The organism is Exiguobacterium sp. SH0S2 (assembly GCF_004337185.1).
Lineage (GTDB): Bacteria > Bacillota > Bacilli > Exiguobacteriales > Exiguobacteriaceae > Exiguobacterium > Exiguobacterium aurantiacum_A.
Genome location: NZ_SJVB01000002.1, coordinates 277,827 through 301,554, shown reverse-complemented (window position 1 = coordinate 301,554; position 23,728 = coordinate 277,827). Strand labels below are relative to the sequence as shown.

24 protein-coding genes are annotated in these 23,728 nt (G+C 53.6%); 18 read left to right on the top strand and 6 right to left on the bottom strand.

What is annotated here, in order from left to right; translation table 11 throughout:
* Positions 1–25 precede the first annotated feature (25 nt).
* Positions 26–1,855, bottom strand: coding sequence for a C40 family peptidase (locus EVJ21_RS06295; protein ID WP_236633331.1), 1,830 nt, complete (start codon positions 1,853–1,855; stop codon positions 26–28).
* Between the two features lie 275 nt (positions 1,856–2,130).
* On the opposite strand from EVJ21_RS06295, the gene EVJ21_RS06290 reads away from it, so the two are divergent.
* The gene (locus tag EVJ21_RS06290) at positions 2,131–3,984 is read left to right on the top strand and encodes a sensor domain-containing phosphodiesterase (protein ID WP_131490122.1); all 1,854 of its coding nucleotides are present in this window, start codon (positions 2,131–2,133) and stop codon (positions 3,982–3,984) included.
* Positions 3,985–4,001: 17 nt separating this feature from the next.
* On the opposite strand, the gene EVJ21_RS06285 is transcribed toward EVJ21_RS06290, so the two are convergent.
* Positions 4,002–5,372 carry a sensor histidine kinase gene (locus tag EVJ21_RS06285; RefSeq protein ID WP_131464277.1) on the bottom strand — a complete coding sequence of 457 codons (1,371 nt, stop codon included), beginning with the start codon at positions 5,370–5,372 and terminating at the stop codon, positions 4,002–4,004.
* A 12-nt stretch (positions 5,373–5,384) separates the two neighbouring features.
* Entirely contained in the window at positions 5,385–6,074 is a 690-nt protein-coding gene (locus EVJ21_RS06280) for a response regulator transcription factor (RefSeq protein ID WP_131490121.1), read from the bottom strand.
* A gap of 107 nt (positions 6,075–6,181) precedes the next feature.
* Between EVJ21_RS06280 and EVJ21_RS06275 the strand changes: the two genes are divergently transcribed.
* The 3 genes from EVJ21_RS06275 to EVJ21_RS06265 are packed head-to-tail and all read left to right on the top strand — an operon-like array spanning position 6,182 to position 9,117.
* Positions 6,182–6,943, top strand: a complete 762-nt coding sequence (locus tag EVJ21_RS06275) for an ABC transporter ATP-binding protein (RefSeq protein WP_131490120.1) — start codon at positions 6,182–6,184, stop codon at positions 6,941–6,943.
* Complete coding sequence (locus EVJ21_RS06270; protein ID WP_131464273.1) at positions 6,930–8,759, top strand: FtsX-like permease family protein; 1,830 nt, start codon at positions 6,930–6,932, stop codon at positions 8,757–8,759. Before EVJ21_RS06275 ends, EVJ21_RS06270 begins: the two co-directional genes overlap by 14 nt.
* Before the next feature lie 13 nt (positions 8,760–8,772).
* On the top strand, positions 8,773–9,117 hold the full coding sequence (locus EVJ21_RS06265; RefSeq protein ID WP_070328476.1) for a YxeA family protein: 345 nt from the start codon (positions 8,773–8,775) through the stop codon (positions 9,115–9,117).
* Between the two features lie 78 nt (positions 9,118–9,195).
* Here the strand turns inward: EVJ21_RS06265 and EVJ21_RS06260 are convergent, their stop codons facing one another.
* A complete protein-coding gene (locus EVJ21_RS06260; RefSeq protein ID WP_071398191.1) occupies positions 9,196–9,639 on the bottom strand; it encodes a MerR family transcriptional regulator in 444 nt (147 codons plus the stop codon).
* A 314-nt stretch (positions 9,640–9,953) separates the two neighbouring features.
* Between EVJ21_RS06260 and EVJ21_RS06255 the strand changes: the two genes are divergently transcribed.
* From EVJ21_RS06255 to EVJ21_RS06225, 7 genes are all read left to right on the top strand, one after another.
* Positions 9,954–10,166, top strand: a complete 213-nt coding sequence (locus EVJ21_RS06255; RefSeq protein ID WP_070328478.1) for a hypothetical protein — start codon at positions 9,954–9,956, stop codon at positions 10,164–10,166.
* 73 nt (positions 10,167–10,239) lie between these two features.
* The gene (locus tag EVJ21_RS06250; RefSeq protein ID WP_021066374.1) at positions 10,240–10,380 is read left to right on the top strand and encodes a YvrJ family protein; all 141 of its coding nucleotides are present in this window, start codon (positions 10,240–10,242) and stop codon (positions 10,378–10,380) included.
* A 26-nt stretch (positions 10,381–10,406) separates the two neighbouring features.
* Positions 10,407–10,619 carry a hypothetical protein gene (locus tag EVJ21_RS06245; protein WP_070328479.1) on the top strand — a complete coding sequence of 71 codons (213 nt, stop codon included), beginning with the start codon at positions 10,407–10,409 and terminating at the stop codon, positions 10,617–10,619.
* 30 nt (positions 10,620–10,649) lie between these two features.
* Positions 10,650–10,862, top strand: a complete 213-nt coding sequence (locus EVJ21_RS06240; protein ID WP_070328480.1) for a DUF2922 domain-containing protein — start codon at positions 10,650–10,652, stop codon at positions 10,860–10,862.
* 121 nt (positions 10,863–10,983) lie between these two features.
* Complete coding sequence (locus tag EVJ21_RS06235) at positions 10,984–12,822, top strand: methyl-accepting chemotaxis protein (protein ID WP_070328481.1); 1,839 nt, start codon at positions 10,984–10,986, stop codon at positions 12,820–12,822.
* Between the two features lie 200 nt (positions 12,823–13,022).
* Complete coding sequence (locus EVJ21_RS06230; protein WP_236636562.1) at positions 13,023–14,717, top strand: methyl-accepting chemotaxis protein; 1,695 nt, start codon at positions 13,023–13,025, stop codon at positions 14,715–14,717.
* Positions 14,718–14,821: 104 nt separating this feature from the next.
* Complete coding sequence (locus EVJ21_RS06225) at positions 14,822–15,571, top strand: SDR family NAD(P)-dependent oxidoreductase (protein WP_131490118.1); 750 nt, start codon at positions 14,822–14,824, stop codon at positions 15,569–15,571.
* A 65-nt stretch (positions 15,572–15,636) separates the two neighbouring features.
* Here EVJ21_RS06225 and EVJ21_RS06220 read toward each other — a convergent pair whose 3' ends face one another.
* Positions 15,637–16,518 carry a tetratricopeptide repeat protein gene (locus EVJ21_RS06220; protein WP_236633332.1) on the bottom strand — a complete coding sequence of 294 codons (882 nt, stop codon included), beginning with the start codon at positions 16,516–16,518 and terminating at the stop codon, positions 15,637–15,639.
* Between the two features lie 128 nt (positions 16,519–16,646).
* Here EVJ21_RS06220 and EVJ21_RS06215 point away from each other — a divergent pair, with 128 nt between their 5' ends.
* Both EVJ21_RS06215 and EVJ21_RS15420 read left to right on the top strand, forming a co-directional pair.
* Positions 16,647–16,871: a DUF3221 domain-containing protein gene (locus tag EVJ21_RS06215; protein ID WP_131468883.1), complete on the top strand. Its 225-nt coding sequence runs from the start codon at positions 16,647–16,649 to the stop codon at positions 16,869–16,871.
* Between the two features lie 19 nt (positions 16,872–16,890).
* Positions 16,891–17,055 (top strand): hypothetical protein, encoded by a 165-nt coding sequence (locus EVJ21_RS15420; RefSeq protein WP_167615699.1) that lies wholly within the window; start codon positions 16,891–16,893, stop codon positions 17,053–17,055.
* Between the two features lie 17 nt (positions 17,056–17,072).
* On the opposite strand, the gene EVJ21_RS06210 is transcribed toward EVJ21_RS15420, so the two are convergent.
* Positions 17,073–18,473, bottom strand: a complete 1,401-nt coding sequence (locus tag EVJ21_RS06210; RefSeq protein WP_131490117.1) for a S1 family peptidase — start codon at positions 18,471–18,473, stop codon at positions 17,073–17,075.
* A gap of 155 nt (positions 18,474–18,628) precedes the next feature.
* On the opposite strand from EVJ21_RS06210, the gene EVJ21_RS06205 reads away from it, so the two are divergent.
* Genes EVJ21_RS06205 through EVJ21_RS06185 form a run of 5 tightly spaced genes read left to right on the top strand, consistent with a single transcriptional unit; the run spans position 18,629 to position 23,715 of the window.
* Complete coding sequence (locus EVJ21_RS06205; protein ID WP_131438926.1) at positions 18,629–19,756, top strand: AI-2E family transporter; 1,128 nt, start codon at positions 18,629–18,631, stop codon at positions 19,754–19,756.
* A gap of 1 nt (position 19,757) precedes the next feature.
* Positions 19,758–20,876, top strand: coding sequence for a M20/M25/M40 family metallo-hydrolase (locus EVJ21_RS06200; RefSeq protein WP_131490116.1), 1,119 nt, complete (start codon positions 19,758–19,760; stop codon positions 20,874–20,876).
* A 19-nt stretch (positions 20,877–20,895) separates the two neighbouring features.
* The gene (locus EVJ21_RS06195) at positions 20,896–21,735 is read left to right on the top strand and encodes a YitT family protein (protein WP_131490115.1); all 840 of its coding nucleotides are present in this window, start codon (positions 20,896–20,898) and stop codon (positions 21,733–21,735) included.
* A gap of 21 nt (positions 21,736–21,756) precedes the next feature.
* Complete coding sequence (locus EVJ21_RS06190) at positions 21,757–22,926, top strand: hypothetical protein (RefSeq protein WP_070328488.1); 1,170 nt, start codon at positions 21,757–21,759, stop codon at positions 22,924–22,926.
* Between the two features lie 12 nt (positions 22,927–22,938).
* On the top strand, positions 22,939–23,715 hold the full coding sequence (locus tag EVJ21_RS06185; protein ID WP_070328489.1) for a VLRF1 family aeRF1-type release factor: 777 nt from the start codon (positions 22,939–22,941) through the stop codon (positions 23,713–23,715).
* The last annotated feature ends 13 nt before the right edge of the window (positions 23,716–23,728 follow it).

Sequence of the window (23,728 nt, the reverse complement as noted above, 5' to 3'; positions counted from 1 at the left end):
GTCGGGTTTTCAAATGCGTCAAAGGTCACGGTCGCTTGTAGCCGATGAGGCGTGATTTCCAATACGGCTCTTTGCTGATTTGGTTGTAGCCGAGACCAAACGTCCCGGCGTGGATGAACGTATCGGCGTCGATCATGATGCCCATATGGGACGGACCGGCCGTATACGTGTTCTCGAAGAAGACGAGGTCGCCGGCCTGAGGCACGAACGATTTGTCGAGCTGCGGACCGAAGTAAGACCCGGCCCAATAGTTGGCGACGTTCGTCCGCGGGATCGAGACACCTGCTTGGTTGAACGCGTAATAGATGATGCCTGAGCAGTCAAAGCCGCCGTTGACCGGACTAGACGACGCCCAGATGTACGGCGTCCCAACGTATTTCTTAGCGACGGCGATCGTCGCGAGCCGGGTTGCTTGGGCGGTCTGTCCGTTGACTTGGGTGACGAACGCTTTGGCGACGAAACCTTGCGTCCCGTTCTCGTTGACACGGTAGTGTGTCGCCGTCTCGCCGACGACGTTCAACAGTCCGCCGCGGAGCGTCGACCCGACGACCTGGCTCGAATCGTTCGCTTGGGCGCGGATGGCGGCCGGACTTGCCGTATAGAACGTATGTGAGTCGAACGACCCGCTGACCCATGTCGGTGCCGTCGTTGAGCCTTTCGGTACTTCCTTGACGAACGAGGCTGCGACGAAGCCGGTCGTGTTACCGATATAAATCTGGTGCCAGCCGTTTGCCGTCTGGACGACGCGGAGCGTCTGACCGGCTTTGACGCTACCGACGATGGCGGAACTCGTCGACGCAGCAGCACGGACGTTCAAGGACGGGGTGTTGACGACGTAATCGACCGAAGTGTTCCCAGCCCCGGCGTCACCTAAGTTCGGTGCGACCGGTGCACTCGGTGCGGTCGTCGTCTGTTTCAAGTAGCCGGCACTGACGTAACCGCTCTTTCCGTTATACGTGACGTAGTACCAAGTGCCGCTCTGTTTCGTTGCTTGCACGGTCGCGCCGTTCGGGATTGTCGTGACGAGCGCGAAACCGATGCCTGCTCCTTTTCGCACGTTCAAGTTCGCCGTCGTGACGAACGATTGATTGACGCTCTCTTCTTTCGGCGCTGCCGGTGTCGCCGGCTGACTCGGTGAAGGTGTGGCAGGTTGACTTGGTGAAGGCGTCGCGGCGGCTTTCTTTAAGTATGTAGTGGCGACGAAGCCTGTCGTCGAACCGTACTTGATGTGCGACCACGAACCTTCGACTTTTAGGATCGTGACCGTTTTTCCTTTCGGGATCGTGACGAGTACGTTCGCCTTTGTCGATTTCGAAGCCCGGAGGTTCAAGTTGACGGTCGTCTGTGACGTCGATTGGGCGGTCGGGCTGACGGTGCTCGTTGATGCCGTCGGCTTAGTCGTTGCTGCCTTGGCTGTACCGAGATAGTCGTTATGTACCCAGCCGGTCTTCCCGTTAAAGGTGACTTGCGACCACTTACCGCTCGTCTTGAGCGGTTTGAGCGTTTGACCTTTTGGGATGGTGAGCAAGACATTATGGCTCGTACCGGCACCGGCGCGAAGGTTTAATGCAGCGGTCGTGACTCGATTTTTGCTTACTGCCGTACTCGTTGTCGTGAGTACGGTCGGTGATCCGGCCAAGTTAAGTGTTTGTCCGATGGCGATTCGGTCGGTCGTCAAGTTGTTCATCGACTTGAGTGTCGCGAGCGGGATTTGATGCTGTTGGCTGATCGACCAAAGCGTGTCACCGGCTCGGACGATATGGGTGCTAGCGGCGGACGCTTCGTCGGCCTGGGCGAGGACGCTTACGGCGGCGATTGCGGCGAATGAGTACATGAGGCCGGACTTGTGATTCATGGAGTCACTTCCTTTAATATAATAGAGTCATTCATGACGGGTAACGATACACATTTATTGTACGGTGCCGAGAAACCGGGAAGCAATGGTGGAAAGGACTCATTCGAGCGAGATTCCTTGAAAAGCAGGTCAATATTTTTTGATAGGTCTGTCAGATAGATGTCTCCTAAAAAGAGGGAAATTAGAAATTGACTTTATGTTGAATTTTGGAAGGTTTCGTATTTGTGCTTCATGCTATCATTAAGGCAAAACTGTTTGAACGAGGGTAGGGGACTATGATCGAGGGGAACTTTTCAACACAAACATACCGTAAACATCAAGAGAAACTGTTCGAGCTCGTACGGATGCCGGACGTGTCCGACGCGACAGTCGAGCAGGCGATCAGCTATATGTGCGAAGTCGTCGCGGATATGCTCGAAGTCGACACCGTATCGATCTGGCACTTCGATGAGACGCAACACTCGATCAGTTGTCAAGTCGCATATTCAAAAGATAAAGGCATCAGCAAGCCGGCATTAACGGTCTATCGTCAGGATGCGCCGGTCTATTTTGATGCGCTCTGCACGAACCGTGTCCTCCTGTTTGAGAATGTCCGGACGCACGAATGGGTGAAAAATTTATATCAACAATACTTCGTCGAAGGACAACGGGTTTACTCGATGCTTGACGCACCGATCTTTGCGGACGGACAAGCCCGCGGTGTCATCTGCTGCGAGACGTACGAGCTTCGGAAGTGGACGTATGTCGAAGAGCTGATCGTGAGTACGCTCGCTGATTTTGTCGCTATTTTATATAGCCGGCTCGAACGTCAGTCGGTCGAACAACACATCGCCCGGCTCGCCTATACGGATGAATTGACAGGACTGATGAATAAGAACGCGTTCATCGAACGAGTCGACCGGATGCGGGACGAACTCGATCATCGCCTCGGGTCACTCATTTACGTGAGAATCGATGAGTTCCGCTCTGTCGAGGACGCGCTCGGCAGCGAGAAGGCCAATCAATTAATCCAGGAAATCGCGAATCGGCTCCAACTCGTCGTCGATCCGGCGATGCTCGCCCGGAGTTCTCAATCCGGTTTCGTCGTATGGACACCGTACGGCGACCGGATCAAAGCGTACGGGATTGCCGACATGCTTTGCGAGACGGTGATGAGCGAGCCGTTTACCGTCGATGAACTGGATGTCGTCCTGACGATGAGTGCCTTTATCTCGATTGAGGATAAGACGCGCTCGACGCTCGAGATGATTCACACGACACGAATCGCCGCTAGTTATCATCATGTCCAACGCGGTGGCATCATCTTCTATGAAGAGAAGATGGGTGAGAAGGCGACGGCCCGATTGACGCTTGAGATGAATTTGCGCAAAGGGCTCGCCTTGAACGAGTTTGCGCTCTACTATCAGCCGAAGATTGACGGGTCGACCGGACAGCTTAACGGTTTTGAAGGGCTCATGCGTTGGATCCATCCGGAAAAGGGGCTGATCCCGCCGCTCGACTTTATCCCGCTCGCCGAGTCGACCGGTGTCATCATCGCCCTCGAGGAGTGGGCGCTTGAGGAGGCATGCCGCCAATTGAACGCGTGGCACGCCTCTGGTCGGACATATCACTTGGCGCTCAATTTGTCGGCCCGTCACTTCCTATCAGAAGGCGTTGTCGAGAAGTTCGCCCGTGTCGTCGAAAGCATGGGTGTCTGCCCGAACTATTTGACGTTTGAGATCACGGAGAGCGTCGGAATGGAGAATCAGCAGCACGTCATCGAACGGTTCATCGCCTTCCGCAAGCAAGGATTCTCGATCTCGATCGATGACTTCGGGACAGGTTTCTCGGCGTTCGTCTATTTAAAGCATTATCCGATTCATGAGATCAAAATCGACCGTCAGTTCATCCAAGCGACGGAGAACGACCCGACCGGAAACGTCATCGTCCAATCGATCATTGAGCTCGCCCGCGGCCTCGGTTTAAAGACCGTCTGCGAAGGCATCGAGACGACCGAGCAGCACGACGCACTCCGTTTGCTCGGCTGTGATGAGATGCAAGGGTATTACTTCTCGCGTCCGCTCGCGATTGATGAGCTTGAGTTATGGATTGAAGCTTATAACAATGAAAACAAGGATTCGCTCCGTTGAGCGAATCCTTGTTTTCATTACGGCAGGTCAATCTGAATCGTCGTCCCGACACCGAGGTCACTCGTCACGGTGACCGTGCCCCCGTGTGCCTTGACGATGTCCCGGGAGATCGCCATCCCGAGCCCACTGCCGAGCGCGTCGGTCGTATTCGTCCCTCGGTAATAACGTTCGAAAATATACGGCAGGTCGGCTTCATCAATGCCGTTCCCATCGTCTTGTACGATAATCGTCCCGCCTAGGACCGTGACATGTACCGTCACTGACTCGTCGTTATGGAGGAGGGCGTTATAGATGAAGTTGAGCAACGCCCGCTTCATGAAATGACGGTCGACGTCGCGTGACGCCGCGTCTGTGCTTGAGAACGTGATGTTGCGCGTCGCAAACCGCGGGTCGTTCAAGACGTCGATGACGAGCTCGCGGACGAACGGCTCGAGCCCGGTCGTCTCGCGGTTGAGCGGGAAATCACCGTGCTGCAGCCGCATCGTCAAGTTGAAGTCGTCGAGCAGTTCTTTCATGTAGAGCGCTTGGCGTTCGATGACTTCAGCGTACTGGCGCCGTTCCGTTTCGTCGACGTCTGTATCCTCGAGCAGTTCGGCGTAGCCTTGGATCGAGGCGAGCGGTGTCTTCAAGTCATGGGAGACGTTGCTCATCCACTCTTTGCGGCGGCGCTCGAGTTGTTCCCGTTCTGACTCATATGTCGTCAGTGTCTGTGACACATCGTTCAAGTTTGCGAACACGGGTCGGTACATGCCGGGCCGTTTCGGTTCGACGGTCGAGAAGTCGCGTGCTTTCAGCTGGGCGATCCGCTCGGTCAAACGATAGACAGGGCGTGTCAAAATCGAACTGAAGGCGAGCCCGATCAGTGCGGCGACGGCGAGATCGACGATGAGTAAGATGACTGTCGCTCGCGACACGTAAGCGAAGATCGCCTCGGGATCAAGCATGAACAGGGCACGGTCCTCTTTGGCGTCTGGTACGCCGATCAAGTAGCTATACGTTTCAAATTCACCGACGAAGTAGAGGACGAGGTCGTCGTCTTTATACTTATAAATCTGAATCAGTTCGATTGGGGAGTAGGAATCGGGTGCGTCAACGGGCGCATCGACGTCGCTGACCACGTCACCTGAAGCATCGAGGATTTGGATGAACGCCCCGAACTCCTCAAGGGCGGTTATCCCGTCTTCGTTGACGACCGGTGCGCCGTCCTCGAGTGACATGTACTGGTTGAACGTGCGGGTGAACGTCTCTCCGGAGTTGCTCTCGACGTCATCAATCCCGGTCCGGTCGTTGACGAGCAACGTGACGAGAATGACGACGTTCAAGATGACGACGATGGCAACGATGGCGAGAATCGACACCAAGTAACGTCCGGTCAATTTCCATTTCAATTCAAACGCCCCCTATGCCTCAAACTTATAGCCGAGCCCTTTGACCGTCTTAATATAGATCGGTTGTGACGGGTTCGGTTCGATTTTTTCGCGGAGCCGGCGCATGTGCACCATGACCGTATTGTCAGAGCCGTAAAAGTCCTCGCCCCAGACGCGGGTGAACAACGTTTCTTTACTGAGAATCCGGTTCGGATTACGCATGAAGCAGGCGAGCAGGCCGACCTCTTTCGCCGTCAGTTCGAGCCGGACGCCGTCTTTGTATGCTTCTGTCTCGTCTATATTCAACCGGAACGGCCCGACGATTGTATCGACGGGTGCTGGTGCGTCGTACATCGAGACACGGCGAAGCTGCGCCTTGATGCGGAAGGCGACTTCTTTCGGACTGAACGGCTTCGTGATGTAATCGTCGCCGCCGATGGCGAGGCCGAGGATCTTGTCGATTTCGTCTGACTTCGCGGATAAGAACAAAATTGGAATGTTCGACGTGTCGCGGATTTGGCGGCACAGGTCATAGCCTTCACCATCCGGCAACATGACGTCGAGAATGGCGATGTGCGGGGCGAACGTGTGGAACGTCTCCAAGCCGCTTTTGACGGTGTGGGCGGTCGCGATTTGTGTGAATCCTTCTCGTTCAAGCGCTTTTTGAATGAGTATACATAAATCTTTTTCGTCGTCGACGATTAAAATACGTGGTTGGTCCAATGAAATCACCTCTCCTTGTAGCATATCATTTAAGGATTTCGTAAGGTACGCGTGATTTTCAGTTAAGGTGGCGCGTGTATCGTAGTGTTTAGAAAGAGGTGCTATTCATGGAATCATTATTACAAGTTAACGCAATCGAAAAAACATATGGGAAAGGCGACACAACGTTCAAGGCGCTCGACGATGTATCATTCACGATCGAGCACGGTGAATTTGTCGGCATCATGGGACCATCTGGCGCCGGGAAATCGACACTGTTGAACGTGCTCGCGACGATCGATACGCCGACCGCGGGGGATATCCTCATCGAAGGGGAAAACATCGCCAAGCTCGACGAGGAATCACTGTCGGACTTCCGACGCGACCACCTCGGTTTCATCTTCCAAGACTACAACTTGCTCGACTCGCTCACGGTCCGGGAGAACATCTTGTTGCCGCTCGCCGTCGCCAAGACACCGGTCCACGAGACGCGGGATAAAGTCGATGCGCTCGCCAAGCGGTTCGGGATCGCGTCGATCCTTGATCAATATCCGTACGAGATCTCAGGCGGGCAAAAACAACGGACGGCTGTGTGCCGGGCGCTCGTTGCCGATCCAAAACTCATCTTCGCCGATGAGCCGACCGGTGCGCTCGATTCGAAGTCGGCGACCGACCTGTTACAGACACTCGCCGGGCTGAACGAGGCTGAGACGACGATCATGATGGTGACACACGATGCCTATGCCGCGAGCTTTTGCCGCCGTGTCCTCTATATTCAAGACGGAAAGCTGTCGCACGAGTTGATTCGAGGCAGCAAGTCGCGCGACGTGTTTTATCAAGCGATTTTGGACGAGCTCGCAAAAGGCGGTGCGACCGATGACGTTATTTGATTTGGCGAAGAAGAACGTCGCTCGCAATCTATCGCGGTACGCGCTCTACGTCGGGACGACGATCTTTTCGATCATCATCTACATGACGTTCGCGACGCTCAAACATAGCGGGGAAATTAGTGCCCTCGCCGAGACGTCCGGACAGATCAGCGGTCTCATGAACGCTTCGACGTTCATTCTGCTCATCTTCGTCGCGCTGTTTATCGCTTACTCGAACGCCTTCTTCTTGAAAGGACGTAAACGGGAAGTCGGACTGTATTCTCTTCTCGGGGTACGGAAAAAGCAGATTGGTCTCATCCTGTTGTTTGAGAACCTCGTCATCGGTGCGGTATCGCTCGTGATCGGGATCGGGCTCGGTTTGATTGGGTCGAACGTTTTGTTGCGGCTGCTGCTCAACTTGATGAACAGCGACTTGTCGATCGGGTTCACGGTCTCGACCTCGGCGCTCGTCGAGACGACGCTCGTCTTCCTCGCCATCTTTTTATTCACATCGTTCCAAGGTTACCGGGTCATCTATCGCTTCAAATTAATCGAACTGTTCCATGCCGACAAAAAAGGCGAGGACGTGCCGAAAGCGAGCCCGCTCATGGCGCTACTCGGTATCCTCACCCTCGGTACGGCTTACACGCTCGCGCTGCAAGACCTCGCCACGTCTCCGCTTTGGGGTTATCTTGCGGCGGCAATGCCGCTTCTCATCATCGGTCTTACCGTCATCGGTTCCGGTCTCTTGTTCCATAGCGTCCTCATCTTTATCCTCGGCCGCCTAAAAGCGAACGAGCGTTGGGCGTGGCGCCGGCTCAACTTATTGACGACGTCACAGTTGTTATACCGGATTCGAGGCAACGCGAAGACGTTGACGCTCATCAGTATCATCAGTGCGACGGCGATCACGGCTGGCGGGGCCATCTTTAGCGTCTACTACTACGCGGAACAACAAGTCACTTCGTACGCTCCCTATACGTTTGCTTGGCAAGGCGACAAACAAGACATCGACGCCGATGTGTTGGCTGAGACGAGCGTCATGCAAAAGACGGTTCGTGTCGCCTTAGAGACGGGAGAGCGGGAATATGGCGTCATCGATGAGACGACGTTCCGAAAACTTGCCGCCGACCTAGGCTGGAGTGAACCGGAACCGCTGCAAGAGCAAGGCGTCTTCTTGATTGATCCGTTCTATGACGAACGGTTCTCGGAAGACGTGAACGATGTGACGCTAGACGAGACGACGTATTCGGTCGCGTCCCGCTATGACAAGACACCGCTCAACGTCATGACGTTCGGCGGACTGTTCCTAGTCACACCGGATGACGTCTTCAAGACATTGCCGGGAGAAGGGACGATGTATCAAGCCGTGTCCGTCGCTGACTATAAAGAGCAGACCGTCTTGTCGGATCGCTTGTCGACAGCAGATAACTTCTCGAGTGCGACAGCGTTATACGCTGAGACGATGGCCATGCACGGAGCACTCTTGTTCGTCGGTAGTTTTCTCGGACTCGTCTTCCTCGTCGCAACGGGCAGCATCATCTACTTCAAGACGATGACCGAGGCCGAGGAAGACCGCTCGAAGTACGCGGTGTTACGAAAAGTCGGGATCTCGAAGCGGGATATTAAACGCACGATCCGTCAACAAATCGCGGTCGTGTTCCTCGCCCCATTCTCGTTAGGGATTTTGCACGCCTCGGTCGCGCTCTTCGCGTTCTCGCGCTTGCTCGTCATGGACTTCACGGTACCGGTGCTCGTCTGGATGGCGGTCTATTCTGCCATTTATACGCTGTATTACGTGTTGACGGTTCGACGGTTTACGAAATACGTTATCTGAAGGAGAGAATATTATGAAGAAACTAGTAATTGCGGCTTTCGCCCTCGTCATCGTGGCGCTCGGGCTTGTCAACATCGACTGGAACCGGCTTGGGAAAGAGGCGTTATATGTACAAATCGGGGAAGCGACAAACGTTGAGGAGACGACGCTCGAGTCGGGTGACGTCGTCCGCCGCTACGAGTATACGATGCCGGCGTTGACGAAAGACGGGGATTCGCAACCGGTCACGTTCACGGCGGCGAAGGAGCTTCGAAGCGGGGCATACTTGAAGCTATATGTGAAAGATCAAGACGTCGTCACGTCTTACGATGAAGTAACGGTCGCAGATATTCCGAAGGCGGCTCGAGAGCAACTATAGGGGTAGACTCAAATCAACCTCAACCCAAAAAGCCTTTCCCGACGATCAACGTGTCGTCGGGAAAGGCTTTTTGTGTGCTCATGCGAGTGAACTTTCTCGCTCGGCTAATTCGTATTGGAGTATGTACGTCAATTCTACATGTACTTGATCTGAAAAGTTAGTCTTTCTGACGTGCGTACGTGGTCGTAATCCACATTCCAAAGCAATATCGATGATTGTCCGAATCTGATTTTCCGTATAAAAACGTTTGCGTCCCATCGTGAACGGGGTCGGCGGTAAGACGCCGTCCGTCTCCCATTTGATCAACTGTTGCTGGCTGCGTGGGATGCCGGCAACGGTGAAGGCGCGACTCAATTCTTTAAGCGGATAGACAATTAAATGGCGTCCGTTATATTGAAATGGTTTACCTAGTTCGGGACGATATGCATCCCATTCGGTCGCAAAGAACGTTAAATCGATCGTGTCAACTTCAAATTGAGCGGAAGGAATTGGAGTGGCGAGTGCGATGTCTAAGTTGTTCATCTAGTGTTAGCTCCTTCTTCAAGTCTGCCGGGTGGTAGTACCCTCCCTCGTATAGTACCCTATTTTCAAAAAATTAACTGTTCATTTTTTGAAAGCGTGGAAATGAATTTATGGGACTTTCGATGCGGTTGTCAAATTTACACAACGTCTATAAAAATACCCTAAATGGTATGGCGATGCAAGTCATAGGAATGATTTGAGGCAGATGTAACGATTGCTTGATGATGTGGTTCAAAAGTCACGGTTGGAACATTTACGACTTTTGAGCAAAACGGTTTCCTCGTCGGTTAATAAGGGCGAAGGAGGTGAGACATATGGCAGTGTATCGAGAATACGCAAGCGTTTTTTATCTCGACACGAAACGGCTCGTTTACGGCAAGGAAAAACGTCAGCTCGTCCGCTTCGGTCCGCTCGGTGCGCGGATGGAGACCGAGGAGATCAAACAGTTTGGCGACTTGTTGATCCCGTTACTCGCGGTCGAGTCCGCTGCGTACGTCGTGTCGCGTGAGTTCCACGTGACGGTCTAAATTGGAGGCTCCCACTTATGCTAATACCCCCTCGTCCCGCCGCTCACAATCGGCACGATGAGCAGGTGGTCACATGAGCTGGCCCGAACTCATCTCAAACCTAGGATTCCCGATCGTCGTCTCGCTCTATCTGCTCCACCGGATCGAGACACGTCTTGAGCGGATGATTCAGCTGCTCGAACGTCTGGACTCCACCTATCCGTCTGAATTGTAACCACTCCCCGAAAGGAGCCATCCCCTATGGCACAGCTGACAGAAAAGAAAGCCACGCTCGTCCTGACGACGCATCATGACCTCGAAAGTTTGAAACCGACGAAGAAGACGCAACGGTTCGGTCCGATTCGCGCTGCGCTCACGGCAGATCAAGCCGATTCATACGGTCAGCTCATGCTCGATCTTCTCGAACATGAAGATTTCACCGTGTCGGTCGTCCGCGAATACGACTTAGCCTAATCCACTCACATTCTAAGGAGGAAATGAACCATGACTGAGACAAAACTAGAGATCGCCTTTTTGGACACGTTTAACAAAGTTGCCCGCTTCCGTTTGAACAACGTCAAACAACCGGTCGACCCAGTGAAAGTGCAAGCGCTCGCCGACTTCATGGTCGCGAACGACCCACTCGGCAAAAACGTCGTCAAGTGGACCGAGATCAAGATGATCGAAGGCACCGAGACGGTGTTGAACATCCAATAATCGAACCCGGAAGGTGACTGAGTTTTCAGTCACCTTTTTTTATTTTGGTCAATCCACTTTAAACTTCTCGACTTCAAGACGATAAAGAATGAAACGTTGTACTTGAGAGGGGAATACATACATGGCATGGAAAGAAAAATGGTCAGCGGCTGTACGTCGATTGAACCTGCGTCGCATCGATGTCCGCCGCTTTACATGGAAACCGAAACAACGGAAACGACAAAAAGTAGAGACATCCGCGCCTTCAAGTAAAGGCCTGACGATTCGTCAAAAGTTATGGGGACTCGTCATCCTCGCACTCGTCATGGTCGCCGGTGTCGGCGGCTACTCGCTATTGTCACTCGCCGACGCGAACCGTCAAGGCGACGATATCGTCAACAACTGGAATAAAGGGCTCGATTACGCCCACGAACTAAACACGCTCGCCGCGAACTATCGTGCGCTCGAACTCGAGCATATCGTGACCGAGGACGCGGCCGGAAAAGAAGAATTGATGGCGAGACTGAAAGAGATTCGGACCCAAATCAATGAACTCGCGCCGAAATATGAGGCGACAGCGTCAGGCGAAACCGATAAAGAACTGTTCGCCAACTTCGCCCGCCAATGGGAGATGTATCAACGCGTGTCAGACAACATGCTCATCTTTAGTACATCGGGCAACAACGGCATGGCCCGCTCGTACTACGATGCCCAGTCCCAGTCTACATATGAGAACTTTACGCAACGCCTGACCGAACTCGTCGATTACAACTCAGAAGGCTCGCGGCAAGTCGGGGCGGACATGGAGCGTGAGTTCCAACAAGCGCTCATCGCCTTGCTGGCCGTGACGGTTGGGGCGATCGTGATCCTCTTGTTCCTCGGGATGAGTCTACTTCGTTCGATCATCAAGCCGATGCGGATGCTCCAGACGAAATTCGATGAACTGGCGTCACAAGGCGGGGATTTGACAATGTCGATCCCGGTCACGTCGAACGATGAGATCGCGCAAGTGAGCCGTTCGTTCAACGCCTTCCTCGCCTCGCTTCGTGAGATTATGATTGATGTCGACGAGACGGCGAAAGTCGTGCTCACATCGTCGCAAGAAGTCGCCGCGGAAGTGACCCAACTGAGCCGTTATATGGAAGAGACGTCAGGTACGGTCGAAGAACTGACGGCCGGGATGGAAGAGACGGCTGCTTCGTCGCAAGAGATGAGTGCCTCGACGACCGAGATGGGCAGCTCGATCGATACGATCGTCGAACTCTCGAACGATAGTGCCCAAACAGCTGGACATGTCGAACAGCGTGCCCACGCGATGCGTACGCAAGCCATCGCCTCGAAGACGGAAGCGAACGCCATCATCCAGAAAAAACGCGTCGAGCTCGATGAGGCGATTAAAGGTGCCAAGTCGGTCGAAGAGATCCGCGTCTTGACGAGTGCGATCCTCACGATTGCCGACCAGACGAACCTGCTCGCCTTGAACGCATCGATCGAGGCGGCACGAGCCGGTGACGCCGGACGAGGATTTGCCGTCGTCGCGTCAGAAATCCGTAAGCTCGCCGAGAACTCGCGTCAAACCGTGAACGAGATTCAAGCGGTATCGAATACGGTCATCGATTCGGTCGAACGGCTCAATACGAGCTCGGCGGATATGCTCACGTTCTTGAACACGAACGTGCTCGCCGACTACGACCGGCTCGAGGAATCGGCAACGCAGTACGAAGAGGACGCGACCGTATTCGGCAAGACGGCGAACACGTTCGAGACGAACGCGCTGCAGCTCCGCCATATGACCGATAGCATTTTGCACGTCATCCAAGAAGTCGCGACGACCGTGACGGAAGGAGCGGACGGGACGCAGTCGATCTCAGAGAAAGTCCAACTGTCCGTCGAACGGTTCAACGATGTCCAACAGCGGATGAACGAGACGGAACAGCGGGCGACCGAACTATCGAATCGCGTGTCACAGTTCAAGTTATGAAACCGGACCACAGTCAAACGACTGTGGTCTTTAATTGTGACAAAAATTGGAACATAAAACTGATAAAGGTAGTCAATAAGAAGTCAGACTTCTTTTATTTGGTACATATTAGGTTTCGTCATCCGATATAAGAATGGCAATACAAAATTAGAGAGAAGTAGAGGTGGGAGAGGACGTGTTCCTCAAAAGAGATGAAACGATTGAAAACACTGTCATTAACGCAAAAATTATTTAGTGGTATCGGACTTATTTTATTGTTCGTTGCGTTCGGCATGGGCTATAACTTATGGACGCTTCAAAATATGACGAATCAGTATGAAGATATGATTAGCCATGATGTGATGAAGATGAAGGCGGCCGACGACCTGTCGCTCGGCATGACGCGTCAGGCATATGGACTTCGGGGTTACATACTCGAGCAAGATGACTCGCGTCTCGACGCAGAGAAACGTGGGTCAGAAGACAAGAAACAGGCGATTCAGACACTCATCGAACTTGCCGAGACAGAAGAAGAGCGGACAGAACTCGAGAATCTTTTATCCTATGCAACCGGCTATGATGAGTTAGCCGCCCAATTGATTGCAGCAATCGATGAAGGGGACGAAGAGTCGATCGACCGACTCGCGCTTCGACTCATGCCGGATGTGACAGCTTCAATCACGGAGACGGGCGAGCGGTTACAAGCCGAGTCAGAGGCGGAGATGTTTGAGCAGCAACGAAGACTTGAAAAGTTAGGTGAGAAGGCAGTCTTGTACTCCGCGGGAATCGCGATTCTCATCTTGCTCCTGACAATTGGTGCCGGTTACGCCTTGAAACAAATGGTGACCGTCCCACTCCGGATGTTGTCAGACGAAGTCGCCGTCGTCGCGAATGGCGATTTGACACGCGCCGACTTGGACGCGCTGACGCGTGACGAGATCGGGCAGCTCATGGTCGGCTTCAACCAAATGAAAGGCAACTTGCGTGAGTTGATCAATGAAGTGAACCGTAACGCCCAAGAGATCACGGCGCAATCGGAAGAGCTTTACGCCAGCACGGAAGAGATGTCGTCGCAAACTGAAGAAACGACGCGGATGATCGAGGCGGTCGTCGAAGAGACGATTCAACAAGCGAAAGAAGCGACGGGCAGTGCCAAAGCGGTCGCTGCGGCCGATGAAGGCGTCGAACAGATCGCCCGTTCAATCGGGACGATCAGCGAAGACGTCGCGATGAGTCTAAAGCTCGCCGAACAAGGGGACGAGACGATTCAACAAGCGAAACAAGAAGTGCTCGCCCTTGCAACCGAGACACGAATGACCGGGGAATCGATCGCGGCGTTGAAACATCAGTCGGACGAGATCGCCTTGATCACGGAAGTCATCCAATCAATCACGGACCAGACGAACTTGCTCGCCTTGAACGCGGCCATCGAAGCCGCCCGGGCCGGTGAACAAGGCAAAGGGTTTGCCGTCGTCGCCGAAGAAGTCCGGAAACTCGCCGAACAGTCGAAACAGTCGGCGACACGGATCGCCGGGTTGATCGAATCGATCCAAGTCCAATCAAACGCCGTGCTCGCAAGGCACGAACTCAGTGCGAAGCGGGTCGAGGCGAATACGAAACTGTTGGAGAAAGCGACAAACGCGTTCCAACAAATCGTCGTCCAACTCGAGACGTCGGTTGAGAACACGAAACATATTCGTGTCGCCTCAAACGAGATCGCTTTGACGACAAAACAAGTCGCCACGGCCGCCCTCGGGATTGCGACCGAGAGCGAACAGATGGCGCAGACGATGCGTTCGGTCGGCGAGACAGCCGATTCACAGCTCGCGATGATCCAAGAGTTGAACGGCGTCGCCGAGTCACTCGGGAACATGACGGGCGATCTGCAGACGTTGATCGGAAAATTCAATACGTGACTTTAGCCGTCCTCGGACGGCTTTTGTACGTTCAAAGGATTGACGATGCTACGTTTCGGGAATGACGGGATAGAACGCATTTTAGATGGAAAAGGGGAATTTGAATGAAATATACGGTCATCACAGGGGCAAGTTCAGGCATCGGCTACGAGGCGGCGAAGCAGCTTGCCAAGCAAGGGAAATGGCTCGTGCTCGTCGCGCGTCGTACGGACGAGCTTCAAAAATTGCGTGACGAGATCAAGTCGATCTCACCAGACAGCGACGTCATCCTCAAAACGAATGACTTGTCATATAGTGAAAACGTCTATGCACTCTATGAGTCGCTCGCCAACCTCGATATCGAGACGTGGATCAATAACGCTGGGTTCGGGGACTCGAATCTTGTGAAAGACGCCGAAGTCGGGAAAATGGAAAACATGATTCGTCTAAACGTCGAGGCGCTGACCGTCTTGTCGAACTTGTACGTTCGGGACTACCATAAGGTCGAAGGGGCGACACTCCTAAACATCGCCTCGGTCGTCGGCTACCGCATCGCGGCGAAAGGGGTCACGTACAGCGCGACGAAGTTCTTCGTCAGCGCCTACACGGAAGGACTCGCCCAAGAACTTATCCAAAACGGCGACAAGTTGCGGGCGAAAGTGCTCGCACCGGCTGCGACCGAGACCGGATTCGCGAGCCGGGCCCGCGAGGAAGAGAACTTCGATTACAGTGAGAACGTCGCGAAGTACCATACGGCCGAAGAGATGGCCGAGTTTTTAGTTCAATTGCTTGAGAGCGATGAAACGGTCGGCATCGTCAATCACGAGGACTACTCATTTGAACTGCGCGGACCGATTCATCCGTATATGGGGTGAGTTAGACAGCATTCAATACCATAAGCAGACGACAGCCCGAACTCTTTTTGAGTTCGGGCTGTCGTTTAGGATTGTCGCATCGTATCCGCATAGCCCCCGGTCAGGCGGTGGGTCAGGCGATGATACCAGTAGCGCAGACGCAGGCGATATACATACGTTCGGGACGTGTTCGGTAAGACGACGTTATCGATATAGTCGGCGAACATGGCGCGGAACATTTTGTCCTCACTATCGTCGTACGTCGCGCTCCACATGCCGTGCTCTTCGACTTCGAGCAGCGTCGCGATCGTCTCGTCGTCGAGTTGACCGTCTTCCGGCAAACGTTTGACGAGCATCTCGACCCGGTGGCTGCAAATCGAGGCATAGAGCGAATGGGCCCGCGGGTTTCGCGGATTCGCGTTCAAATAGCCGATTGCGGCTTTGAGCAGCTCGTCGTTCATCTCGAGCGGGATCTCATCGAACGCTTGGAAGAATTCGAGCAACATCGGCACGGTCTCTTCGCTGAAACCGGCGAGACGGACGTAGTGCATGATGTGTAAACCCGCTTCGCCGTAGAATTTACGATTGAAGTAATGGACGGCAAGGGCGCGCCGTGTCATCGGTACGTCCGGATAGCGCTCGACGGCGCGGCAGTAATGTTGCTCGGCCTCAAACGTAAACCCGGCGTCTTCGCTGAGGGCGCCGTGCAGGCAATGGATGAGGTAATGGTCGCCCATCGTACTCGCGGTTTCGAGCACTTGTCTGGCTGTCTTGAAATCGCCTTCGCGAATGAGCGGATAAGCGCGCATCGCCGGGAAGAACGGGTCGTTCGGGAAAGCCGTCTCGCCGCGGACGATGAGCGTCTCGATGGCCTCGGCGTTATAGTCTTCGATCAACTCTTCAAGGAGCATCATCTCAAGGAAGGTGCGCTGAAAGTCTGGGGTGTGTAAGTCGATGGTGTGTTTCAAATGAGGTCCCTCCCAGCTTTTGTGATTGTCGCTTTATTATACAAGTCAATCGCTTCACGAAGTAGCATTATTTGAAAAAATGGGAAAAGAAAAGAGGGGGAGCGCATTTGGGGGAAGGAGGGATCAACGTGGTCACGTTCACGGGCTATATCGTCGAACTCGAGGCAGCGCGAATTCGGGTCGCACCGAAGTTGGAGGCTGAACCGTTCGACGGCATCGTGTTTCATCTAGACGAGCAGATTGGGGACATATCAACGCTCACGGTCGGCCAATTCGTGCGGGTCGAGCATAGTGAGATGATGACGAAATCATTGCCGCCCCAGGCGGCGGCGCACCGGATTGATGTGCTATGATGGATGCGAGGTGAGTCATATGGGACAGTGGAATTTTCTTTGGCTCGGCGGCGTCATCGCGCTGAGCGCATTTCTCGTCTGGCTCTTGCAAGACGCGATCCCGTTTTGGATGCTATCGATTTTGCTGCTGTTACTCGGGGCCGCGGTCGGTAACGTGCAACGCAAATTGAATAAGGGCGAGTAAAAAGCACGTCTTCCGATTTAGTCGGAAGGCGTGCTTTCTTCGTCTCGCTCTGTGGCAGCCGGTTTAGCTTTTTCTTCTTTAGCAGGCTTTTCTTGTTTAGCAGGCTTTTCTTGTTTGGCAGGTTGTTCTTTTTTAGTAGGCTGTTCTTTTTTAACAGGCTTTTCTTGTTTAACGGGCTGTTCTTTTTTAGCAGGCTGTTCTTTTTTAGCAGGCTGTTCTTTTTTAGCAGGCTGTTCTTTTTTAACAGGCTTTTCTTGTTTAACGGGCTGTTCTTTTTCAACATGCTTTTCTTGTTTAGCGGGTTGGTCTTTTTTAACCGGTTTTTCTTCTGTGACTGGTTTCTCTTTTGGCTGATCTTTCGGTTTGCTTTCTTGCTTTTTGACTGGTTTCTCTGCTTCAGCCGCTGGTTTTTCAGGCGCCACCGGTTCTGCCGGTTCTGTCACAGGAGGTTCCGGCGTGACCGGTTCTTCTGTGACGGGAGGCGGCGTCGGTTCTTCAGCTGGCACTTCCGGTTCAACGACTTCAGGCTCTGGCGTTTCCTCTGGCGTTGCCGGTGCGTCTTCAACCGGCTCTTCGGCAGGCGCGACCGGTTCTGGTGCAGCTTCCGGGGCCTCGGCTTCTGGTTGCGGCGCTGGCGCTGGTTCCGTCACGGGTTGCTCATTTCGAGGTGGCGTGATTGGTGCGACCGGTGCTAGTTTAGCTAACGGTGGCGCTGGTGTGTCCGATTCAAGAAACGCGAGCACGTCTTGTTCGAACAGGGCGACCGGGAGTGCTTTTGACTTGAGGTGCATGGCGAGTACCCGTCCATCTGAAGCAACAATCGGACTGCCGATTGCCCGTCTCGGGATATCGAACTCGCGCTCATACCCGGTTTCATTGAACGTCATCTGGCCTTCGATCCGTTTAGACGGCATGAGCGTGATGAGCGTTTCGTCCGCCGCAGCAATCGCGTGACTGAACATGAACGGCGTCTCTTTCATTTGATTGATCCGGATGACGGCGATGTCGACGGTACGTCCGACGACGGTCCCTTTAATTTTCTTCCCATCGTGGTCGATTGTCATCGTCGTCAAACCTTCAACATTATGGGCAGCCGTCAAAATATCTTGCGGGCTGATTAAAAACCCTGTCCCGGCACCGACAGAAAACAGACTTTTCTCGAGCGTCGCCAAATCAATCATCGAAGTGTTATCGGCTGAGACGGTGTCTTCGGCGATGTTCAAGTTGACTTTGTCAGCGAGTGAATCCGTCGAACGAGGAGCTTCTTTCAAATAGGCGACTGTTAAAATAGAGATGAATGCGATAAGTGCAATCACGGTCGGAATGGCAATCCATTTCAAGCGACGGGGGCGATGGCCACACGTCGGACAAGCAGTTGTTTTTGAGCGGGTCTTCGTTCCGCAGCGTGGACAAGTCACGAGGGTGACACCTTCCTTCATATGCATAGATGATTAGCTATACCTTAAATGGAACAGGGATAAACAATATTTTGATGGGGTAAGCAGATGGGGTTGGAATGAACTTCCGGAAATCGGGAAAGAGATAGATATATTTCAAGAAAGGGGAAACGCCCATGCAGCCCTTTTGGACAACGCGTGCGTTCCGTAACGGCATCTGGGTACTGCTCATTTTGACGATCATCTTCATGGCGAAACAAGTCGAGTTTTTGTTCTATCCAATCGGTATCTTTTTCGCGACCGTACTGACACCGTTCTTGTTCGCCGGCATCTTGTTTTATTTGACAGTCGGTCTCGTCGATTTCCTTGAGATCAAATGGAAGCGACGGTCACTTGCGATTTTGAGCGTGCTCCTGTTGCTCCTCACCCTCGTCGTGTTGTTCGTCGTCACGCTCGGACCGCTCATCACAAGGCAACTGCTCGCGCTGCTTGACGCGTTCCCACGTTTTGCCGAAGGGAGCTATCGCCAGTTTTTGCTACTGTACGGACGGCTCGAGGAATACGCGTGGTTTCGGGACTATGCGGAGCAGAACGCGGCATCGATTGAGACGTGGATTCGTCAGTTGACCGACGCGCTCGGTTCACTCATCGGTACTGTCGCCGGTTCGCTCGGACGCGTGCTCGCGCTGATCGTGTCTGGACTGTTCACGTTGTTCATCGCGCTATTTTTGTACGTGTTCATGCTCATTGACGGGGGCAAGCTCGCGACGGCAATCGTGCGGTGGATCCCTGAGGCGTACGAACAAAACGCCCGCCATATCTTGCATGACATGCACGAGACGATCAAACGTTACGTCCGGGCCCAGCTCATCGTCTGTACGTTCGTCGGCTTCTTCGCGACAATCGCTCTTTGGCTACTCGACGTCCCGTTCTTCCTGCCGCTCGGTCTGTTCATTTTCGCGACGAACATCATCCCTTACTTCGGTCCGTTTCTCGGGGCCGCACCCGCCGTTTTGATAGCGTTCATCGACGAACCGGTCAAAGCGCTCTACGTCATCATCGCCATCACCATCGTCCAACAGCTTGACGCCAACGTCATCTCACCGCTCGTCCAAGGCAAGTCACTCCGTGTCCATCCCATCACCATCACTCTTGTCCTGCTCGTCGCGGGACGCCTCGCCGGTATCGTCGGCATGTTGCTCGCCGTCCCGTTCTATGCCGTCTTGAAAGTCACGTTCCTCAACTTGCAAAAACTATACGCGTTACGCAAACAGTCGAAGCTTCCGATCGAAAGGAGCGACTAATATGTCCTCGCGCATCACCCACACGTTCATGGAACTCGTACAAATTGATTCAGAGTCTTATGCCGAAGGTCCATTTTTAGAGTATTTAAAAGAACGATTCGATGGACTTGGTCTTGAAATTGACGAGGATGACTCGACAGCAGAGACCGGTCTCGGTTCGAACAATTTGATCGCCCGTCTAGCCGGCGACGCCTCGATCGCACCGTTATTCCTGTCGGCTCATATCGATACGGTGTCACCTGGTAAAGGCATCGTTCCGGTCATTCGGGATGATGTTGTCTATTCAGAAGGAGAGACGATTTTAGCGGCCGACGACAAGGCCGGAATCGCCATCATGATTGAAGTGGTGGAACGGTTGCGTGAAGGACGAACCCGGCACGGGCCGATCGAACTCGTACTCACACCAGGAGAAGAAGTCGGTTTGCTCGGAGCGAAAGCACTCGATATGTCAACACTGAAAGCGAAGCACGGGCTCATCCTCGACAACGGCGGACCGGTCGGCGGCATCATCTTAAGTTCACCGAGTATGTTCAGCCTGAATATCGATATCCACGGGAAGGCGGCCCACGCTGGACTCGAACCGGAGAAAGGTATCTCGGCACTCGTCATCGCGGCCGAGGCGATTCATCAGATGAAACTCGGGCGCATCACTGAACAAACGACCGCGAACATCGGCAAGATTTCGGGCGGGACCGGCAGTAACGTCGTCATGGAACATGCGACGCTCGTAGGGGAGGCCCGGTCGCTCGATCACGACGCCTGCGTCGAACAAGTCGCACACATGATCGAGACGTTCGAACGAGCGGCACAAAACCATGGCGGCACGGTCGACATCAAGCAACAACAGATGATCCGGAGCTATCGGTTCGAGGAAGACGAACCGTTCGTCCGCCACGTCTCGGCAGCGCTCGCGCATACTTCGTTCCCGGTACGCTATGAGCATAGCGGCGGTGGGAGTGATGCCAACGTGTTCAACGAGTTCGGAAAAGTCGCACTCAACGTCTCCATCGGGTACGACGCGATTCATACGGTCGATGAGTCGATCCCGATCAAAGAGCTCGAGGACAGTGTGACGTTCGTACTCCGGTTGATTGAGACGATGCAGTCGTTCCAAGCATGAGGGAAGGGGATGGGTTGTCGTGCGAAAACGAATCATTGACGTCGGCATCATCCTCGCCTCGATCATCGTCCTCGGGTTGGCGATCAACTTGTTTTTAGGTCCTCACGAGATTGCGGCTGGTGGCGTGACCGGGATCGGAATTTTGTTAGAAGAAGTGCTCGGCATCGACCGCTCAATCGTCGTCTTCGTCTTGAACGGTGTCATGCTCGTCTTGACGTTCGTCTTTCTCGGGAAGAAAGTGTTTTACAATACGCTGCTCGGCAGCCTGTTCTTGCCGCTCGTTCTCGCCGTCGTCCCGAAATATATGGTCACGACAGACCGGTTCTTCTCGGTCGTGTTCGGCAGTATCTTGTTCGCTGCGGCGGTCGCCATGCTGTACCGAATCGGTGCCTCGAGCGGAGGGACGACGATCCCGCCGCTCATCTTGAACAAATACACCGGGTTGAACACGGCGATTGGCTTCTTTTTGACCGATGCGCTCATCGTCGTCTCAAGCTTGTTCGTCTTCGGGATCGAATCGTTCCTGTTCGCAATCGCCTCGATCATTTTGACGTCGGCGGTCATGGCGTATATCGAGCTCGGCCTTGACCGGAAAAAAGCCATCTTCATCATGAGCGAGTCGCACCTAGACGACATCAAGCAGGCGCTCTATCGGGACGTCGACCGGGGAATCACCGTCTTTGACGTGAGAGGAGGGTTTCAAGGAGAAAATCGGGAGATGTTGATGATTGTGTTGACACGTGGCGAATATCAGACGGCACTCAGAACGATCGACGCAATCGATAAACGTTCGTTCATGATCGTCTACAACGTCGCCGATGTGCATGGATTAGGATTCAGCTACCAACCGCGCGTCTAACTTTGGAAAGGGGAGCCCTTCATGAACTCCTTACTCGCCTTCACGATCGTCATGCTCATTTGGACGATCAGTGATTTCGTCGCCAAGAAAACGAAAGCGTTGCTGTCCTCGCTATTTGTCGCCTCTGTCATCTTTCTCGTCGGCTTCAAATCCGGATTGTTCCCGGAAGATTTGTTACCGTCATCATCTTTACTAGCCCTCGGTCAGACGGTCGTCGGACTCGTTATCGTCCATCTCGGGACGCTCATCAGTCTCGACGAGTTCAAGCGGCAATGGAAGACGTTCGTCATCGGTGTCTCCGCCGTGCTCGGCATCGGGATTTTTCTATACGTGATCGGGCAATTTTTCCTCGATACGAATTATATTTTAAGTGCCATCGCAGCTATCAGCGGCGGAACGATCTCGATCATTCTCGTCCAAGACGCCGCCGTCAACGCGGGACTCGTCTCGGTCGCTGTATTCCCGGTCTTGATCGCGGCGACGCAAGGGCTGATTGGTTTTCCGCTCACGTCGATCATCTTACGGAAAGAGGCACTCCGCATCCGGACGGCACATCGGGACGGGACGCTCGTCACGCCTGAACAACATGCCGTCGTCCATGACGAGACAGATGACTCGATTTTGCCGGCGCCGTTCCATACGACGGCCGGGACGTTGTTCGTCATGGGGGTCGTCGTCTTGATTTCGACCGTCATCAGCGGATGGACGAACGGTTACCTGAACACGTTCGTCATCGCCTTGATCCTCGGTATCGTGTTGCGCCGCTTCAAGGTTTTGAAAGCGAACGCGTTGAACGGGATCGATGCGTACGGTCTCATCATGATCGCCATCCTGCTCATCATCTTCGGACCACTCGCGACGCTGTCACCGAGTGCGTTGTTCGATTTGATCGTGCCGATCACGATTTCATTCGTTCTCGGCGTGTCCGGACTTTTGTTGTTTGCGCTCCTCGTCGGCCGCTTCCTCGGCTACTCGAAAGAGATGTCGATGGCGATCGGGTTGACGTCGTTATATGGTTTTCCAGGAACACTCATCTTGAGCGAAGAGGCGGCGAAGAATATCGGGGAGACGGAAGAGGAGGTGCATGTGATCGAGGATGAAATATTACCGAAAATGATTGTCGCCGGATTCTCGACGGTCACGATCACATCTGTGTTCATCACAGGGATACTCGCTGCGTTCATTTACTGAGGAGGGAACAAGATGGCATTATCAACAGAACTCGGAAAGATCAAGCAACTGCATAACACGGAGGCGGGCGTACTGAGTCTCTACTTAAGTACGAAGCCGAGCGAGCGCGATAAATGGGAGATTCATTTGAAGAACGAGCTGCGCCGGCTCGAGCAAGAAATCAAGAACGGGGACGAGGCGAAGTTGAAAGCGTTCAAAGGCGTCCGGGAACGGGCCGAGCGTGAGATTATGGGCAACGAGCATAAGCTGTTGCGCAGCATCGTCTTGTTTGCGGAAGGAAATGATGGCTTATTCGAGCTCCACTTCCTGCAGCTTGACGTTGAGAACGACTTCCATTACGGTGACAAACCTAACTTGGACCAAATCGAGAGACTCGACGCCGAATTCCCGAACACGGGCATCTTGCTCGCCCAGCTCGACAGCATCACCGCCTACGATACGCGGCTCGGTGAAGTTGAGGACGTCGTCGTGTTCGATCTTGATTTAGACACCGATCAATGGAGACGGTACCAAGGTCGCGGTAAGGGTGGCGAGGCAGCGTCAAGCAGCCAAATCGACCAATTCGACAGCCGGAAAGAAAAACAAGTCCGACGGTTTTACCGGGATATCGCCGGTGAGATTCGTTCCTTACACAAGAAACATAAATGGAACGAGGTCGTCATCATCGGGCAAGATCGGAGTGCGAACTTATTGAAAGATGAACTCGACATCGACATCGAGCGCGTCGTGAACCGGAACTTAGGAAACGCCGAGGAAGAAGAGATTCTGCGCCGGGCGTTTGAGCAATAAAAAGTAGCGAGTG